Source organism: Frigoribacterium sp. PhB118 (genome assembly GCF_003751725.1).
Taxonomy (GTDB): domain Bacteria; phylum Actinomycetota; class Actinomycetes; order Actinomycetales; family Microbacteriaceae; genus Frigoribacterium.
In genome coordinates this window covers 393,602-410,236 of record NZ_RKID01000003.1, presented here as the reverse complement: position 1 = coordinate 410,236, position 16,635 = coordinate 393,602, and the positions used below count along the sequence as shown (strand labels likewise).

15 protein-coding genes are annotated in these 16,635 nt (G+C 73.2%); 8 read left to right on the top strand and 7 right to left on the bottom strand.

Annotation, left to right across the window (positions count from 1 at the left end):
• Nucleotides 1–199: 199 nt before the first annotated feature.
• The 4 genes from EDF21_RS11440 to EDF21_RS11425 form a co-directional block, all read right to left on the bottom strand.
• The gene (locus tag EDF21_RS11440) at nucleotides 200–784 is read right to left on the bottom strand and encodes a DUF1349 domain-containing protein (RefSeq protein ID WP_123571412.1); all 585 of its coding nucleotides are present in this window, start codon (nucleotides 782–784) and stop codon (nucleotides 200–202) included.
• A 68-nt stretch (nucleotides 785–852) separates the two neighbouring features.
• Nucleotides 853–1,077, bottom strand: a complete 225-nt coding sequence (locus tag EDF21_RS11435) for a hypothetical protein (RefSeq protein ID WP_056043988.1) — start codon at nucleotides 1,075–1,077, stop codon at nucleotides 853–855.
• A 123-nt stretch (nucleotides 1,078–1,200) separates the two neighbouring features.
• Nucleotides 1,201–1,611 carry a cupin domain-containing protein gene (locus EDF21_RS11430; protein ID WP_123571411.1) on the bottom strand — a complete coding sequence of 137 codons (411 nt, stop codon included), beginning with the start codon at nucleotides 1,609–1,611 and terminating at the stop codon, nucleotides 1,201–1,203.
• Between the two features lie 7 nt (nucleotides 1,612–1,618).
• A complete protein-coding gene (locus EDF21_RS11425; RefSeq protein ID WP_056043982.1) occupies nucleotides 1,619–1,972 on the bottom strand; it encodes a carboxymuconolactone decarboxylase family protein in 354 nt (117 codons plus the stop codon).
• 409 nt (nucleotides 1,973–2,381) lie between these two features.
• Between EDF21_RS11425 and EDF21_RS11420 the strand changes: the two genes are divergently transcribed.
• Nucleotides 2,382–3,212 carry an oxidoreductase gene (locus EDF21_RS11420; protein WP_123571410.1) on the top strand — a complete coding sequence of 277 codons (831 nt, stop codon included), beginning with the start codon at nucleotides 2,382–2,384 and terminating at the stop codon, nucleotides 3,210–3,212.
• Between the two features lie 286 nt (nucleotides 3,213–3,498).
• On the opposite strand, the gene EDF21_RS11415 is transcribed toward EDF21_RS11420, so the two are convergent.
• Nucleotides 3,499–4,038, bottom strand: coding sequence for a PadR family transcriptional regulator (locus EDF21_RS11415; RefSeq protein ID WP_123571409.1), 540 nt, complete (start codon nucleotides 4,036–4,038; stop codon nucleotides 3,499–3,501).
• Between the two features lie 128 nt (nucleotides 4,039–4,166).
• Complete coding sequence (locus EDF21_RS11410) at nucleotides 4,167–4,523, bottom strand: VOC family protein (RefSeq protein WP_123571408.1); 357 nt, start codon at nucleotides 4,521–4,523, stop codon at nucleotides 4,167–4,169.
• Nucleotides 4,524–4,851: 328 nt separating this feature from the next.
• Here EDF21_RS11410 and EDF21_RS11405 point away from each other — a divergent pair, with 328 nt between their 5' ends.
• A complete protein-coding gene (locus EDF21_RS11405) occupies nucleotides 4,852–5,898 on the top strand; it encodes an NAD(P)-dependent alcohol dehydrogenase (protein WP_123571407.1) in 1,047 nt (348 codons plus the stop codon).
• Nucleotides 5,899–6,198: 300 nt separating this feature from the next.
• Here EDF21_RS11405 and EDF21_RS11400 read toward each other — a convergent pair whose 3' ends face one another.
• Nucleotides 6,199–7,065 carry an AraC family transcriptional regulator gene (locus tag EDF21_RS11400; RefSeq protein ID WP_043594638.1) on the bottom strand — a complete coding sequence of 289 codons (867 nt, stop codon included), beginning with the start codon at nucleotides 7,063–7,065 and terminating at the stop codon, nucleotides 6,199–6,201.
• Nucleotides 7,066–7,157: 92 nt separating this feature from the next.
• Here EDF21_RS11400 and EDF21_RS11395 point away from each other — a divergent pair, with 92 nt between their 5' ends.
• From EDF21_RS11395 to EDF21_RS11370, 6 genes are all read left to right on the top strand, one after another.
• Nucleotides 7,158–10,601 carry a DUF5107 domain-containing protein gene (locus tag EDF21_RS11395; RefSeq protein ID WP_123571406.1) on the top strand — a complete coding sequence of 1,148 codons (3,444 nt, stop codon included), beginning with the start codon at nucleotides 7,158–7,160 and terminating at the stop codon, nucleotides 10,599–10,601.
• A 16-nt stretch (nucleotides 10,602–10,617) separates the two neighbouring features.
• Complete coding sequence (locus EDF21_RS11390; RefSeq protein WP_123571405.1) at nucleotides 10,618–11,625, top strand: substrate-binding domain-containing protein; 1,008 nt, start codon at nucleotides 10,618–10,620, stop codon at nucleotides 11,623–11,625.
• Nucleotides 11,626–11,702: 77 nt separating this feature from the next.
• Nucleotides 11,703–13,247: a sugar ABC transporter ATP-binding protein gene (locus tag EDF21_RS11385; RefSeq protein ID WP_123571404.1), complete on the top strand. Its 1,545-nt coding sequence runs from the start codon at nucleotides 11,703–11,705 to the stop codon at nucleotides 13,245–13,247.
• Between the two features lie 14 nt (nucleotides 13,248–13,261).
• Nucleotides 13,262–14,311, top strand: a complete 1,050-nt coding sequence (locus tag EDF21_RS11380; RefSeq protein ID WP_043594640.1) for an ABC transporter permease — start codon at nucleotides 13,262–13,264, stop codon at nucleotides 14,309–14,311.
• Between the two features lie 3 nt (nucleotides 14,312–14,314).
• Nucleotides 14,315–15,496, top strand: coding sequence for a zinc-binding dehydrogenase (locus EDF21_RS11375; RefSeq protein WP_199736347.1), 1,182 nt, complete (start codon nucleotides 14,315–14,317; stop codon nucleotides 15,494–15,496).
• Nucleotides 15,493–16,461, top strand: coding sequence for a hypothetical protein (locus tag EDF21_RS11370; RefSeq protein ID WP_123571402.1), 969 nt, complete (start codon nucleotides 15,493–15,495; stop codon nucleotides 16,459–16,461). Before EDF21_RS11375 ends, EDF21_RS11370 begins: the two co-directional genes overlap by 4 nt.
• Nucleotides 16,462–16,635: the final 174 nt, after the last annotated feature.

Here is a 16,635-nt window from a genome sequence, read left to right as displayed (position 1 = left end):
CGCGAGGGGTCTCGACTCAAGCATCCGAGTGTGCTCAATGCTGAGCGCACTCAACAATATTGTCAAGGGCGGACCTCGGCTGTGGCCGACCCGTCACCGACCGTCGCCGCGCCTTCTCGGCTCCGCCGTCCCCAGCCCACGGGGCCGTCCCCAGGCCGAGGCGTCGGGCGCGGCCCGCGGGCTGCCCCGGGCGGGGTGCTCAGTCCTCGGGGTGCAGGCTCTCGTCGGCGGCGGACGTCGTCCACGAGGTGAAGTGGACGGTGAGGTCGGCGCGCGAGGGGGCGCAGCAGAAGGGGCCGGCGCTCGCCGCGGCGTCCGGGGAGAGCGGGGCGACACGGACCAGGCGCCACGGCTCGGCGTCGACCCGGGCCCGGATGGTGAGCGCGTCTCCGGAGCGGCTGGCTCGGATCGTCACGGTGCGGCCGGTCCAGTCGACGGGGGAGAGCGACCAGTCGGACCGGCCCCGCGTGACCACGGCGCCGAGGCTCTGCTCGCCGTCGCTGAGCTCGACCCCGGCCTTGACCCAGGTCTCGGGGTCGACCGAGACGAAGATCCCGGCCTGGTCGAACTGGGCCGAGAAGTCGAGCACGAACGACACCTCCATGGCGGTGCCCTGCTCCAACGGGGCGACCAGGGCGTGCTCGGTGTCGTGGACGAACCCGTACGACGTGAGGCGCCAGGCGTCGCTGCCCTCGGCTGCCGTGACGCGCATGCCGTCGTCGGCGACGTCGACGGCGGTGGGCTCGGTGGTCCAGGTGCCGGTGGTCCAGGGGATGTCGGTCATGGGGGCCTCGTGCTCGGTGGTGGTCGGGGGTGGCGGTGGCGTCGGTGGTGCCGTCCGGGCTGGTGGCGTCAGCGCTCGTGCGTCGGGGCGTCGCCGGCCTCGAGGGCGGCGTGCTGCCTCTCGACACGGCGGGTCAGGGCCATGGCCCGCAGCCCGACCACGATCGAGGCCGACCCGCTGAGGATCATCAGCACGCCGAGGACGTCGGCATCGCCCCGGGTCATCAGCGCGCCGCACACGACCACTCCGGCGGAGAGGATGAGCTGCAGGGTCGTCCACGTCGTCGTCGTCATCCCTCGACCCTACGAGCGTTCGGCCGCGAACGGCTCGGCCGCGCGACGGAGCGACCCGAGGAGGCGCGGTGCCGGATCGAATCGCTCTGCGCCTCCTCGGCGACTTCCCGGGGTCTCGGCGCCTCAGTCGGCGTCCCGGCCGGCGTAGTCCTCGTCGGTGATGCGCTCGAGCCAGGTCGTGGTGGTCGCCGGGTCGTCGGCCGCCTCGAGGATGGCGACGTGCTCCATGAAGCTGCCCTCGGCGGCGGCGTGGAAGTGCTCCTCGCCGGGCGCGAGGTAGATCGTCTGGCCGGGGTGGACGTCGACGACCTTTCCGTCGCGGGTGCCGAACCGGGCGACGCCCTGGGTGACGTACAGGAACTGGCCCCGCGCGTGGTGGTGCCAGGCGGTCCGCGCGCCGGGCGCGAAGCGGACCTTCGCGACCGTCGTGCGCTGGTCGTCGGTCTGCGGGGTGACGATGGGGTCGAGCCACACCTGGCCCGGGAACTGCTCGTCGGGGTTAAGGGTCGTGGGTTGCGGGGGCAGGATCTTCACGGGTTCCTCACTTCTCGTCGGTGTCGTCGTCTGCGTCGTCGGTGAAGAGCTCCTGGGCGACGCCCATGGCGGCCATCCCGCGGGGCCAGCCCGCGTAGAGCGTCACGTGGGTGATGGCCTCGACGAGCTCGTCCTGGGTGACGCCGTTCTCGACGGCGCGGCCGAGGTGGAACCGCAGCTGCTCGGTGTTGCCGCCGGCGGTGAGCACCGCGACGGTGACGAGGCTGCGGTCGCGCGCGGACAGTTCGGGGCGGTTCCAGACGTCGGCGAAGAGGACGTCGTCGGTGAGTTCGGCGAGCTTGGGGGCGAAGTCGCCGAAGAGGGTGCGCCCTCCGCCGACCTGGACGGGCTGATCTGACATGGGTGCGCTCCTGGGGGTGGGTGTCGAGGTCGGGCCGGGACGTCCGGTGCCGGACGCCGACTCCGGGCGGCGGCGGGATGCATGCCGGGCCGGGCCGGGTCGCTCTCGACGCTAGGCCGGCGAGGGCGGGGAAGGGAGGCCCCGCCAGGGTCCCTCAGCCCCGACACGCCCCGCCCCGCCCCGGCGGGAGCCGGGCGCCGACGTCGCACCCCCGACTGGACGTCGCACCGCGCACGTGGGCGGTGCGACGTTCAGTGGGCGGTGCGACGCGGGGCAGCGACGCGGGGCAGCGACGCGAGGGGGGTACTGCTGGGACAGGGGGCGGCGGGACCCGACGGGCACCGCGCCTCCTTGGTTGTCTGGGGTGCGGCGCGTCAGCGACCGCGACGCACGAGAGAGAAGAGACCACATGTCGACCTGGTTGATCACCGGCTGCTCCACGGGGTTGGGGCGAGCCTTCGCCGAGGAGGCGCTGGCCCGCGGACACGACGTCGTCGTCACCGCGCGCGACGCCTCGGCCGTGCAGGACATCGCCGACGCCCACCCCGACCACGCCGTCGCCACCGCCCTGGACGTCACCGACCCCGACCAGGTGACCGCGGCCGTCCACCTCGCCACCGAGCGGTTCGGCGGCGTCGACGTCCTCGTCAACAACGCCGGCTACGGCTACCGCTCCGCCGTCGAGGAGGGCGACGACGCCGACGTGGCGCGCCTGTTCGACACGCACTTCCACGGCAGCGTCCGCACCGTCAAGGCGGTCCTGCCCGGCATGCGTGCCCGCCGCAGCGGCACGATCGTCAACCTGTCGTCGATCGGCGCCCGCCGCACGGGCCCCGGCTCGGGCTACTACGGCGCCGTCAAGGCCGCGATCGAGCAGATGACCATGGCCCTGCGCACCGAACTCGCCCCGCTCGGCATCACGGCGACGGTCGTCGAACCGGGCTCGTTCCGCACCGACTTCTCGGGGCGCTCGCTCACGCAGTCCGCCACGCCCATCGCCGACTACGCCGAGACCGCCGGACGTCGCCGCATCGAGGCCGACACCTCGGACGGCACCCAACCCGGCGACCCCGCCGCCGGTGCCCGCCTGCTCGTCGACGCGGTCGACTCGGGCGAGGCCCCGTACCTGCTGCTGCTCGGCTCGGACGCCGTCGAGATCGTCACGGGCGCACTCGACGACCTCCGCCGCGACGTCGACGCATGGGCGGAGCGCAGTCGCGCCACCGACTTCGACGCCTGAGCCGGTCGCCTCACCTGCAGGAGGTGCGGTGTCGGTTCAGACGACCCCGCTCCTCCTGCAGGCTGTCACCTCCGGAGTGCCCGCGACCCCCCGCGGTCACCCCGGCCCGACCGGTGACGCCCCTGCCACGACGACCCGACGGCGCCTCGTCGCCCGGGCCGGCCCACGCCGGTGACGTCGGCTGCCGGCGACGAGGTGACGCGATCGGCTGACGCGTGGCTTCGAGGTCACGCTAGTCCAGTTGGTACTAGTCATCAATGGACGGACGAAAAAAGGTGCCCCCGTTCTACGGGGCCCTGGGGGCACCGATCTCGCCGTCGCGCGAGTAGTGCTCGACCCAGGCCCGCTCGCTGCGCAGCTGGTCGAGCAGGTGCCGGAACATCGCGACCGACTGGACGGGGAAGCGCGTCGCGTCGTCGTCGCTGGCGTCGAGGTAGGCCTGGGCCGTCGCCATGCGCTCGTCGAGGGCCTGGAGGCGCGTGGCGAAGATCGTCGCCCGCGTCGCCTCGTCGACCAGGTCCAGCAGCGCGAACCGGACGTAGAACTCCTCGTCGTCGCCGGCGCGGGAGGGGGGGAAGTCGGCGACCCGCCCGATCAGCAGGTCGCGGCCCGCGTCGGTGAGCGAGAACACCTGGCGGTTCGGGCGACCCGTGGTCTCCACGGTGCGACGGTCGAGCGCGCCCCGGTCGTGCAGGCGCTTCAGCGTCGTGTAGACGGCGTTGTTGTTGACCACGCCGAGGCCCGGGCGCCGCACGTTCCGCTTGATGTCGTACCCGTGCTGCGGGCCGGCGAGCAGGTTGCTCAGGATGAGGATCTCGGTGACCATCCCCACATCATGGGGGGTCGCGGCCGGGTCGACGCGACCGCGGCGCGACCGGCCCCGCCGCGGCGCCACCACACGCGGGAGGCGCGGTGCCGGTCGAACCGGCACCGCGCCTCCTGAGGGCCCCGACGTCAGTCGGTCGGCGGCGTGTAGAACTGCAGGTCGTTGCCCTCGGAGTCCTTGAAGGGCAGGATGCGGCCCCACGGGTGCTCGCTGATCGTGCCCGTCACGTCGGCGCCGCGCGACTGCAGGTCGGCCAGCGCGTCCTCGAGGGTGCCGTCGGGCTGGAACGTGATGACCGCCCCGCCCTCGCTCGACGCCGCGGCCTCTTCGCGACCGTTGAGGCCGATCATCAGGCCGTTCGCGTCGATCTCGGTCCAGTCGTCGCTCTCGTCCTTCACCGTGAGGCCGAGCGCGTCACGGTAGAACGCCGTCGCCCGCCCCATGTCCGTCACGGGCACCCATACCGTTGCCACTCCGCTTGCCATGTCGACTCCTTCGTCCGGCACCGGACCACCCGGTGCTGCGTCTCGCTCCTTGCTACGCCGCGCACCGTGCGAGCCGAGCCGCGAGTCAGGGCACTTTCCCACCCGGAAGCGTGTCTCACGGTGACCGGTGCCCGAGCGGACCACCCGCAGGAGGCGCGGTGCCGGACGGTCGCGCACCGCGCCTCCTGCGGGCCGTCGCGTCGGGGGCCCTGCCAGGGCCTCCCACGATCGGCGCGGGGGCGTAGCGTCGATGACGAGGAGCCCGTCGTCGAGCACCGCGTTCCGACCCGCCCCTCGTCCCCGTACCGAATCCACCCCCAGGAGACCCATGCGCACCGTCAACGCCTACGCGGCACCGTCCGCCACCGAGCCCCTCGTCAAGACGACCATCGAGCGCCGCGACGTCGGCCCGAAGGACGTCATGATCGACATCGCCTACGCCGGCATCTGCCACAGCGACATCCACACCGTCCGCGGCGAGTGGGGCGAGATCCAGTACCCGCAGGTCGTCGGTCACGAGATCGTCGGCACCGTCTCGGAGGTCGGCTCCGAGGTCACCAAGTACGAGGTCGGCGACCGCGTCGGCGTCGGCTGCATGGTCAACTCGTGCGGCGAGTGCGAGTACTGCAAGCGTGGGGACGAGCAGTACTGCGCCAAGGGCAACACCGGCACCTACACGAGCGTCGACCCGGCCGACGGCACCGTCACCCAGGGCGGCTACTCGCAGGCCGTCGTCGTCACCGGGGACTTCGTGCTGCGCGTGCCCGAGTCGCTCGACTACGACAAGGTCGCACCGCTGCTCTGCGCCGGCATCACGCTGTACTCGCCGCTGCACCACTGGGGCGTCACCGAGGGCACCAAGGTCGCCATCGTCGGCATGGGCGGCCTCGGCCACATGGGCGTCAAGATCGCCGCCGCACTCGGCGCCGACGTCACCGTGCTGTCGCAGACCACCTCGAAGAAGGAGGACTCGCTGCGTTTCGGCGCCAAGGCGCACTACGCGACCAGCGACGAGCAGACCTTCACCGACCTGGCGAACTCGTTCGACCTGATCATCAACACCGTCTCGGCGAAGGTCGACATGGGCGCGTACCTCGGCCTGCTGGCCGTCGACGGCACGCTCGTCAACGTCGGCGCCCCGTCCGAGCCGCTCGAGGTGCCCGCGTTCGCGCTGATCCCGGCGCGTCGCAGCTGGGCCGGTTCGGCCATCGGCGGCATCCGCGAGACCCAGGAGATGCTCGACTTCTGCGCCGAGCACGGCATCGTGCCCGAGACCGAGCTGATCGACGCCGACCAGATCAACGAGGCCTACGACCGCGTCCTGAAGTCCGACGTGCGCTACCGCTTCGTGATCGACGCGGCGACCTTCGCCTGATCCGAGCCGTTCCGCCGGACGCCCCCGCACCGAGTGTGCGGGGGCGTCCGTCGTCCCCGGCGTGGTCGTGGGCGCACCGCACCGCACCGCACCGCGTTTCGTGCACTGCACCCCGACTAGACGCGGTGCAGTGCACGAAACGCGGTGCAGTGCGTGAGCCGGGTCGCGGTTCGCCGGACCGCATCGCTCGACGCGCCATGCGTGAGCTCCTGCGCCGATGAACCCGGTCCCGAACGATGCACCCGGAAGCTTCTGGGTGCATCGTTCGAAACCGGGTGTCTCGAGGCAGGCGTCGACGGCTCAGCCCTTGCGCTGCGCCCGGTACGCCGTCGGTGAGACCCCGTGGACGGCCTTGAACTGGCGGGCGAAGTAGAAGGGGTCGACGTAGCCGACGCGCTCGGACACGAGGCCGACCGGCGAGTCGGTCGTGTCCAGCAGCTCGCGGGCCCGCGCCATGCGCAACTGGGTCTGGTACCGCAGCGGCGTGACGCCGGTCTCGCGGCGGAAACGGGTGGCGAAGTGCGAGGGGCTCAGCCGGGCCATCGCGGCGAGCTCGTCGACCGAGACGCGCTCGGTGACGTGCTGGCGCAGGTACTCCTGGGCCTGACCGACCGCGGACACCCGTGGTGCCCCGGCCGTCCGCTCGGACGACACGAGCGCCATGAGGTGCCACGCGGCTCCCGAGGCGGCCAGGGCGCTGGCGAAGGTCTGGTCGCGCTCCATGGCCTGGACGACCTCCTCGACCAGGGCCACGATGCGGTAGACGTCCGACAGCTCGCGCACCGGGGCGCCGGCCCGGACCCCCGCGACGCGGAGGAACTCGGCGAGGTCGTGCCCGGCCACGTGCAGCCACCAGAGGGTCCAGGGGGTGGCGTCGTCGGCGCCGTAGGCGTGCGCGACGCCCGGGGGCACGATCACGACCTGCCCTGACCGCACGGGGTGTCGCACCCCGGCGACCTCGCACCAGCCCGAACCCCGGGTGCAGACCAGCACCACGCACTGGTCGACGCCGTCGGGCCGGGTCATGCCGTGCGCCCGGGCCCGGGGGAAGTAGCCCGCGTCGGTGACGACGAGGTGGGACGTGCCCGGCCGCGAGAGGGCGGCCCGCACCCGGGGTCGGGGCATGACGAGCAGGCGTTGACCGGGGAAGCCGTCCTCGAGGAGCATGCGGACGAGTCTGGCCCGCCGCAGTGGTTTCGTCCAGGCAGTCGGCAGGATCGGTCGTTCCGACGGGCTCGGGGCCTCCGTACGCTCGGACCATGCTCACCGCCGAGTCGAAGATGGCTCTTCCCCCCGTGCCCACTGATCAGGCCGACGCCGGAGTCGCCGTCTGGTCGGAACCCCTCGTCCTCGACACCTACCTGCCGGGCGAGCCCGACCGGTACCCCGCCTTCCTCGACGCCCGCGTCTACCAGGGATCGTCCGGGCGGGTGTTCCCGCTGCCGTTCCACGAGCGCATCTCCGCCGAGAAGCGGCCGCACGAGTGGCAGGCCGTCCACCTCGAGAACCGCTGGCTGCGCCTGGTGATCCTGCCCCAGCTCGGCGGACGGCTGCACGTCGCCTACGACAAGACCGCCGACTACGACGTCTTCTACCGCAACAACGTCATCAAGCCCGCCCTGGTCGGCCTGGCCGGTCCGTGGATCTCGGGCGGCGTCGAGTTCAACTGGCCGCAGCACCACCGCCCCGCGACCTTCCTGCCGACCGACGTGTCGATCGAGCGCGAGGCCGACGGGTCGGTGACGGTGTGGTGCTCCGACCACGACCCCTTCGCCCGGATGAAGGGCATGCACGGCATCCGCCTGCGCCCCGACTCGTCGCTCATCGAGGCCAGGGTGCGCCTCTTCAACCGCAGCGACGAGACGCAGACCTTCCTCTGGTGGGCCAACGTCGCCGCCGCCGTGGGCGACGACTACCAGTCGTTCTTCCCCACCGACGTGCGGCACGTGGCCGACCACGCCAAACGGGCCGTCGTGACCTTCCCCCGGGTCGAGGGCGACTACTACGGCGTCGACTACCCGGCCCGCGTCGACGACGAGCACCCCGACGCCGACCGCCTCGACTGGTACCGCAACATCCCCGTGCCGACCTCGTACATGGTGACCCACACCGACGACGACTTCTTCGGCGGCTACGACCACGGGCGCCGCGCGGGCTTCGTGCACTGGGCCGACCGGGCGATCTCGCCCGGCAAGAAGCAGTGGACCTGGGGCGACGCCCCCTTCGGCCACGCCTGGGACGCGAACCTCACCGACGGCGACGGCCCCTACGTCGAGCTGATGGCCGGCGTGTACACCGACAACCAGCCCGACTTCTCGTTCCTCACCCCGGGCGAGACGAAGACCTTCAGCCAGTTCTGGTACCCGATCACCGAGATCGGTCCCGCCCACCAGGCGACCCGTGACGCGGCCCTGCGTGTCGAGCAGCTCGACGACACCGCCGGGGCCGGGAACGTCCTGCGCATCGGTCTCGCCGTCACGGCCGTCCACCCGCGGGCCGAGGTCGTCGTCCGCACGGTCGACGGCACCGTCCTCGACTCGGTCACGGTCGACGTCGAACCCGGCCTGCCGTCGGTGCTCGACCGGTCCCTGTCGGCGGGCGTCCTCCTCTCCGACGTCGTCGTGGAGGCGCGCTCCGCCGGACGCACGCTCGTCACGGTCGCCGGCGCCACGGTCCAGGCGAGCCTCGACGCCGTGGCCGCGGCCGGCACCCCGGAGCCCGGCGCCCCCGAGATCGCCGCCCCCGAGGCCGCCGTCGCCCCGCCCGCCCCCGCCGACGTCGAGACCGTCGAGGAGCTCTTCCTCATCGGCCAGTACCTGCGGCAGTACCGTCACGCGACCCGCTCGCCCGAGCCCTACTGGCGTGAGGCGCTCCGCCGCGACCCGGGCGACGTGCGGAGCAACGTCGCCCTGGCGACCCTCCTCCACGCCGCGGCCCGCTACGACGAAGCCCTCGTGCTCCTCCGTGTCGCGGTGGGCCGTCAGTCGGCCTGGGCGCCGAACCCGGCCGACGGCGAGGCCCTCTACCGTCTCGGCCTCACGCTCCTGCGCCTCGGGCGCACCCCCGAGGCGAAGGAGGCGCTGGAGAAGTCCGCCTGGAACGCCGCCTGGGTGGCTCCCGCGTCGCTGGCCCTGGCCCGGCTCGCCGGTCCGGCCGACCCCGTCCGGGCCGAGGCCCTGCTGCGCACGGCCCTGTCGCACGGCACCGACAACCTGCAGGTGCGCGACCTGCTCGCGCTGACCCTGCGCGGCCTCGGCCGACACGACGAGGCGGACCGGCTGCTCGCCGAGACCCTCGAGCTCGACCCGCTCGACCAGTGGGCGCGACACCTCGCGGGCCGACGCCTCACGGACGACGCCCCGACGCTGCTCGACGTCGCGCTCGAGTACGGCTCGTCCGGGCACGTCGACGAGGCGCTCCGCGTCCTCGACCTCGCCCAGGGGGCCGTCGCGTCCACCGCGCTCGGGCAGGTGGCCGTCGGTCCGCTGCTCGCCTACCACCGCGCCTCCTCGTTGGCGAGGACCGGCCGCGTCGACGAGGCGCGCCGGGCACTCGCCACGGTCCACGCCCTCGACGCGACCAACTGCCTGCCCTCGCGCCTCGACGACGTCGCCGCCCTGCTCGACGCGGTCGCCCTCGAGCCGGCCGACGGCCTCGCCTGGTCGCTGCTGGGCAGCTGGTGGTACGACCGGGGCCGCGGGCAGGACGCCGTCGACGCGTGGCGACGAGCCGCCGCGACCGACCTGGACGACGCGCAGGCCGCCGTCGTGCAGCGGAACCTCGGCGTGGCCGCCTACAACGTGCTGGCCGACCCCGACCTCGCGGCACGTCACTACGACGACGCGCTGCGCGTCCGTCCCGACGACTCCCGGCTGCTCTTCGAGTCCGACGAGTTGGCCGGGCGGCTGGGGGCGTCCGCCGACGACCGGCTGGCCGAGCTCGAGTCACGGATCGACCTCGTCGCCGAGCGGGACGATCTTTGCGTGGTGCGCGCCCGACTGCTCACCGAGGTGGGACGTCCGGACGACGCGCTCGCCGTGCTCACCTCGCGCAGCTTCCAGCCCTGGGAGGGCGGCGAGGGCCAGGTGCTCGGCGCCTGGGACGACGCGTGCCTCGCCGTGTCCCGTCGGGCGCTGGCCGAGGGCGACGCCGACCGGGCGCGGTCCGCCGTCGAGGCCGCCCTCACGCCACCCGCCACCCTCGGCGAGGCACGGCACCCGCTCGCCACCACGGCCGAGCTGCACCTGGCCCTCGGCGACGCGCTCGCCGCGGCGGGAGACGCCGACGCCGCCCGGACCGCCTGGTCCGAGGCCTCCCGGTCGACCGGCGACTTCGCGGGGATGGCCACGCAGGCCTTCACCGAGCGCAGCGCGGCCACCGTCCGTGCCCTCTCCCGTCTGGGCGAGGCCGACCGGGCGGCCGACCTGCTGGGGGACTTCGACTCGTACGTGGACGAGCTCTCGCGCACACCGGGCGAGGTCGACTACTTCGCCACCTCGCTACCGTCGATGCTGCTCTTCCACGACGACCCGCAGGACGTGCGCGACGCCGAGGTGGCGACCCTGCGCCGCGTCGTCGCCGCCCTCTCGGCCGAGCTCGGGGTCACGACCGACCCGACCCGCGCCTCCTCCGACCCGACCCGCGCCTCCTCCGACCCGACCGCACCCGTGGTCACGCCCGGCGACGACGCCGTGCGCTCCTAGAAAGGAACCCCGACCCATGTCACCCATCACCAGGACCCGACGGCGCGTCCTCGCCGTGGCCGCCGCGCTCGCCGCGTCGGTCGCGCTCGCGGGCTGCTCCATCCCCAGCGCCGACGGAGGCGACGGCGGCACCGAGCGCATCGGCGCCCTCTACCTCGACTCCCAGGGCTTCTACGGCGGCGTCAAGAAGGGCGTCCAGGACGCCGCGGACGCCGACTCGAAGAACGTCGACTTCCTCGAGTCCACCTCGGCGGGCGACGTGTCGAAGGAGAGCTCGTTCATGAACACGCTCACCTCGTCGGCCGTCAGCGCCATCATCCTGTCCGCGGTCTCGACCGACGGCAGCGTCCCCGCGGTCCGGCAGGCCAGCGAGGCCGGCATCCCGGTCATCTGCTACAACACCTGCGTCAGCGACGACGCCGTCGACCAGTACGTCACGGCGTGGGTGCTGGGCGACCCGCTGAAGTTCGGCGGCGACCTCGGGAAGCAGGCCGCGGCCTACTTCACCGAGGCCGGCATCACGGCGCCCAGGATGGGCGTCATCAACTGCGAGCAGTACGAGGTCTGCCAGCAGCGCTACAAGGGCTTCTCCGAGGCACTGACCGCGGCCCTGCCCGGCACCGTGTTCGTCGCCAACCAGGAGGGCGCCGAGGTCGACACCGCCGTCTCGACCGCCGAGCAGATGCTCAGCGCGAACCCCGACCTCGACGGTCTCTACGGTGAGGCGGGCGGCGCGACCGTCGGCGCCTACAAGGCCGTGCAGACCCGAGGGCTCGTCGGTCAGGTCGCCGTCTTCGGTTCGGACATGACGAGCGACATCGCCGCCGAGCTGGCCGACGGTTCGGTGCTCAAGGCCGTCGTCGACATCAGCGGCATCGAGGCGGGCAAGCTCGCCTTCGCCGCGGCCCAGGACGCCATCGACGGCAAGACGCCCGACGAGAAGGTCGTGGCCGCACCGATCGACCTGTACCTGCCGGCCGACGCCGCCGGGTGGACCGAGACCCACCCCGACGGCCTCCCCTGATCGGCGCCGGGGGCCCCGGCACGACGCCGGGCCCCCGCCGCCCCTCACCCCGTCCCCTCGATCCCAGGAGGATCCCCTTGTCAGAGTCGACAGCTCCCACCCCGGACGCGCCGCTCGATCCCGCCCGTGACCGCGGCGCCCCCATCGCCGAGGCCCGCGGCGTCAGCCAGGTCTACCCCGGCGTCACCGCGCTCGACGGCGTCGACTTCGCCGTGCACGCCGGCGAGGTGCGGGCCCTGCTCGGCCAGAACGGTGCCGGCAAGTCCACGCTGATCCGGCTGCTGAGCGGGGTCGAGACCCCCACGACCGGCGAGGTCCTGCTCGGTGGCGTGCCGCTCGGCGCCGGCGGCGTGACCGCGGCCGCCGCCGCCGGCGTCGCCACGTGCTACCAAGAGCTCAGCCTCGTGCCCGGCGTGACCGTGGCCGAGAACCTGGCCATGGGCCGGTGGCCGCGCGGCCGCTTCGGCATCGACACCCGGGCCATGGTCGAGCGGGCCCGTGCCACCTTCGACCGCCTCGGCGCCGACATCGACGTGCACGCCGAGGTCGCCGGGCTGACCCTCGCGCAACAGCAGATCGTCGAGATCGGCCGGGCGTTGCAGGACGACCCGCGCCTCCTCATCCTCGACGAGCCCACCAGCGCGCTCGCCGCCGCCGAGGTCGACCTCGTGCTCGACACGGTCAAGCGCCTCGCGGCGCAGGGCGTCGCCGTGCTCTACGTCAGCCACCGCATGGACGAGATCCGGCAGATCGCCGACACGGCCACGGTGATGCGCAACGGGAAGGTCGTCGAGACGGTGTCGATCGCCGGCAGCGACACCGCCCACATCATCGAGCTGATGATCGGCGCCGACCCCGGGGAGCGCGCCGTCGCGACGCGCCCCGTCACGAGCGGCGAGGTGCTGCTCGCCGTCACCGACCTCGAGGTCGCCCCGAAGCTCTCGGGCCTCACCTTCGAGGGTCGGGCCGGCGAGGTGCTCGGCATCGCCGGCCTGCTGGGCTCGGGACGCACCGAGCTGCTCCAGGCGATCGCGGGGTTCCGTCCGGCGAGCGGGGGCACGATCGCGATCGCGGGTTCCGTCGTCGACCGGCCCAGCGCCTCCCGCATGCTCGCCCTCGGGGTCGGCATGACGCCCGAGGACCGCAAGGGCCGCGGCGTGATCCCCGGCCTCGGCATCGACGAGAACATCGTCATGAGCGACTTCGGCCGGGTGACCCGAGGAGGCGCGCTGTCGTCGGGTGCGATCGCGACGGCCACGAAGGCGCTCGCCGAGCGTCTCAACATCAAGGCGCACGACCTGGGCCGGCCGATCGGCACGCTCAGCGGCGGCAACCAGCAGAAGGCGGTCATCGCGCGGTGGCTGCACGCCGACAGCCGCGTGCTGCTGCTCGACGAGCCGACGCGAGGCGTCGACGTCGAGGCGAAGGCGCAGATCTACGAGATCATGCGCGCCGTCGCCGACACCGGCAAGCTCGTCGTCTTCGTCTCGAGCGAGATCGAAGAGCTGCCCCTCGCCTGCGACCGCGTGCTCGTGCTGCGCGACGGCGGCCTCCGCGAGGAGTTCCGCGCCCCCGACATCTCCCTGCCCGTGCTGCTCCAGGCCTCCATGGTCTCGAGCTGAAGAAGGACGACCCGATGACCACCACACTCGACCCCACGACCACCCCGACCGGCGGACCAGGAGGCGCGCCTCGTGACTCCGCGCTCGGTCGCGTCCGCGACGCCTTCCGTCGCAACACCACGCTCGTCAACATCGTCGGCCTGCTGGTCGCGATCGTGCTGCTGTACCTCTACCTGATGTTCAACGCGGTCGGCTTCTTCACCGTGGCGAACCAGAGCGGCCTGCTGCGCGACGCCGCGCTGATCGGCATCGCCGCCACCGGCATGACCCTGGTGATCATCGCCGGCGAGATCGACGTGAGCACCGGCCCCGCCGTCGCGCTCTCGTCGGTGATCGTCGCCGTCGCCATGACCCAGTGGGGGCTGCCCGCCCTGCTGGCGATCCTCATCACGCTCGTGGTCGGAGCCGGTTGGGGCGCCCTCGCCGGCGTGCTGCGCGCGAGGTTCCTCGTGCCGTCGTTCATCGCCACCCTCGGGCTCTGGAGCGTGCTGCGGGGCCTCGGCCAGTTCGGCACCGACGCCCTGCCCGTGCCGCTGCCGCTCGACGACCCGGTCATGCCGTTCCTCACCGGCACGGTGTTCGGCGTCCCGACGCCCGCCGTCGTGATGATCCTGGCCTTCCTCGTCTTCGCCTTCGTCGCCCGCAAGACCGCGTTCGGCCGCTCGGTCTTCGCGATCGGCGGCAACGCGGCGGCCGCCCGGCTGGCCGGCATCAAGGTGGCCCGGGTGCGGATCGTGCTGTTCGCGATCATGGGCATGCTCGGCGCCCTCAGCGGCGTGCTGCTCGCGGCGCGCCTCGGCTCGGGCAACGCCGGCGCCGCCAACGGCCTCGAGTTCGACGTCATCGCCGCGGTCGTCATCGGCGGCACCGCGATGTCGGGCGGCCGGGGCAGCCTGATCGGCACCTTCCTCGGCGTGATCTTCATCACCCTGATCGGCAACGGGCTCGTGCTGCTCGGCGTCGACTCCTTCCTGCAGAGCGTCGTCCGCGGTGTCATCATCGTGCTCGCCGTGCTGCTCAACGTCACCCTGTCCCGCAAGCGCGGGTCGATCGAAGAGAGCTAGGCCATGACCACCACCGCACCCTCCGCCACCGCGTCCTCCGCCGGGGACGCGACCCGCGCCTCCTCGTCCCCCTCCGGCACCATGCAGGGCGTGTTCCTGCCCGGCGACGGCACCGCCGAGCTGCGGACGCACGACGTGCCGACGCCCGGCCCCGGGCAGGTGCTCGTGCAGGTCGGCGCGAGCGGCATCTGCGGCAGCGACATCGGCTTCATCTACCACGGCTACAAGACCCACAAGGGCCTCGACGGCGCCCCCGCCTACCAGGGCGTCGTCGCCGGCCACGAGCCGAGCGGCCGCATCGTCTCGGCGGGCCCCGGGGTCACGCGCTTCGGCGTCGGGGACGACGTCATCGTCTACCACATCCAGGGCTGCGGACGCTGCCGCAACTGCCGCTCGGGCTACTTCATCAGCTGCACCGACCAGCCGAACAAGGCGTCCTACGGCTGGCAGCGCGACGGCGGCCACGCCGAGTACGTCCTGGTCGACGAGTCGACCTGCGTGCCGTTGCCCGACGGGCTGTCCTTCGTCGACGGCGCCCTGATCGCCTGCGGATTCGGCACCGCCTACGAGGGCCTGCGCCGCACCGGCGTGCACGGCGGGGAGGACCTGCTCGTCGTCGGCCTCGGGCCGGTCGGCCTCGCCGCGGCGATGCTCGGCCGCATGCTCGGTGCCCGCCGGGTGATCGGCGTCGAGCGGTCGCCCGAGCGCATCGAGTTCGTCCGGGCGACCGGCCTGGTCGACGACGTCGTCCTCGCCGACGGCGACGCGGTCGCGAACGTGCTGGCCCTGACCGACGGCGTCGGCTGCCAGGTCACGGTCGACTGCTCGGGCAGCACGCCCGGCCGCCTGACCGCGGTCGAGGCCGCGGCCGAGTGGGGTCGCGTCGGCCTGCTCGGCGAGGGCGGGCGTCTCGAGACCGAGGTCTCGGACACCCTGCTGCACAAGCAGCTCACCCTCACGGCGTCGTGGGTCACCTCGGTGCAGGGCATGGAGGACGTCGCGCGCATGATCGCCGCGGACGGCCTCAGCCCCGAGATCGTCGTCTCGCACCGGCTCCCGCTGACCGACGCCGACGAGGCGTACCGGATCGCCGCGGCCGGGGCCACGGGCAAGGTCGTGCTGATCCCGGCGGGTGCGCCCGTGCGCGAGGAGGCCGGCGCGCGCGAACCGGCTCCGCGCGCGTGACGTCCCGACCGGTCGTCGTCGAGGCGGGCACGCCCGAGCTGCCGCTGCTGCGGGTGACGACGCCCGACCTCGAGCTCGTCTTCGCACCCACCCGTGGCGGTCGGTTGCTGTCGCTGGTCGCCCACGGCCGCGAGCGGCTCTGGCGCGACCCGGATCTGGTCGACGCCGACCTCGCACCGGTCGTCCCCGTGGCCGCGTGGCCGGCGGGCGACGGCGACATGTCGACCTGGGCCAACGTCGGCGGCTCGAAGACCTGGCCGGCGCCGCAGGGCTGGTCGGGCCCCGACGAGTGGGCCGGCCCGCCCGACCCCGTGCTCGACTCGGGGCCGTGGGCGGTCGGGTGGCAGCTCGACGACGGGACCGTGACCGTGGTGCTGACCAGCGCCGACGACGCCCGCTCGGGTCTCCGCGTCGAGCGCCGCTTCACGGTGCCCGCCATGGGTGCCGGGTTCCGCCAGACGGCGACCTTCACCAACGTCTCGGCCGTCCCGCGCACCTGGTCGATCTGGGAGGTCTGCCAGGTCGACACTCGAGGAGGCGCGGGTCGCCCCCTCGAGGACGCCGCGGTCGTCGTCGCCCACGCCGCGCCTCCCGTCGAGCTCGACCTCGGCGGCTGGGAGGGCGACGTCACGTCGTCGCGCCACGAGGACGACGTGCTGCTGCCGGTCGGGACCGGCGTGGCCAAGCGCGGCTACCCCGAGGCGTCGGGCTCCGCGGCCTACCGCGACCCCGACGGCACCACGCTCACGCTCGCCACCGAGCCAGCGGCCGGGGGCACCTGGCCCGACGGCGGCTCGAAGGTCGAGATCTGGCTGCAGCGCCCCACGGCGTCGCCGATAGGCGAGCTGGGCGACCTGCACCCCTCGGCGCACCTCGTCGAGCTCGAGGTGCTGGGGCCGCTCGTCACCCTCGCGCCGGGCGAGGCCACGAGCCTCGACGTCGCGTGGTCGGTGCAGCAAGGCTGAGCCGCTACCGATCCCGTTCCGGCCATCGCCCTCGCACCCGGTTCCGAACCATGCACCCCGAAGCTTCCGGGTGCGTCGTTCGAAACCGGGTGCAGCGCGGCACGGTTCACCTCCCGGACACCCGCCGCCCCTACGCTGACCGCGACAGCGCCTAGGGTTCCGGGGTCCCACGAT

Coding starts and splice junctions, on each gene's coding strand:
- EDF21_RS11440 (WP_123571412.1), bottom strand. CDS start 784: ATGACCGACATCCCCTGGACCACCGGCACCTGGACCACCGAGCCCACC.
- EDF21_RS11435 (WP_056043988.1), bottom strand. CDS start 1,077: ATGACGACGACGACGTGGACGACCCTGCAGCTCATCCTCTCCGCCGGA.
- EDF21_RS11425 (WP_056043982.1), bottom strand. CDS start 1,972: ATGTCAGATCAGCCCGTCCAGGTCGGCGGAGGGCGCACCCTCTTCGGC.
- EDF21_RS11420 (WP_123571410.1), top strand. CDS start 2,382: ATGTCGACCTGGTTGATCACCGGCTGCTCCACGGGGTTGGGGCGAGCC.
- EDF21_RS11415 (WP_123571409.1), bottom strand. CDS start 4,038: ATGGTCACCGAGATCCTCATCCTGAGCAACCTGCTCGCCGGCCCGCAG.
- EDF21_RS11410 (WP_123571408.1), bottom strand. CDS start 4,523: ATGGCAAGCGGAGTGGCAACGGTATGGGTGCCCGTGACGGACATGGGG.
- EDF21_RS11405 (WP_123571407.1), top strand. CDS start 4,852: ATGCGCACCGTCAACGCCTACGCGGCACCGTCCGCCACCGAGCCCCTC.
- EDF21_RS11400 (WP_043594638.1), bottom strand. CDS start 7,065: ATGCTCCTCGAGGACGGCTTCCCCGGTCAACGCCTGCTCGTCATGCCC.
- EDF21_RS11395 (WP_123571406.1), top strand. CDS start 7,158: ATGCTCACCGCCGAGTCGAAGATGGCTCTTCCCCCCGTGCCCACTGAT.
- EDF21_RS11390 (WP_123571405.1), top strand. CDS start 10,618: ATGTCACCCATCACCAGGACCCGACGGCGCGTCCTCGCCGTGGCCGCC.
- EDF21_RS11380 (WP_043594640.1), top strand. CDS start 13,262: ATGACCACCACACTCGACCCCACGACCACCCCGACCGGCGGACCAGGA.
- EDF21_RS11375 (WP_199736347.1), top strand. CDS start 14,315: ATGACCACCACCGCACCCTCCGCCACCGCGTCCTCCGCCGGGGACGCG.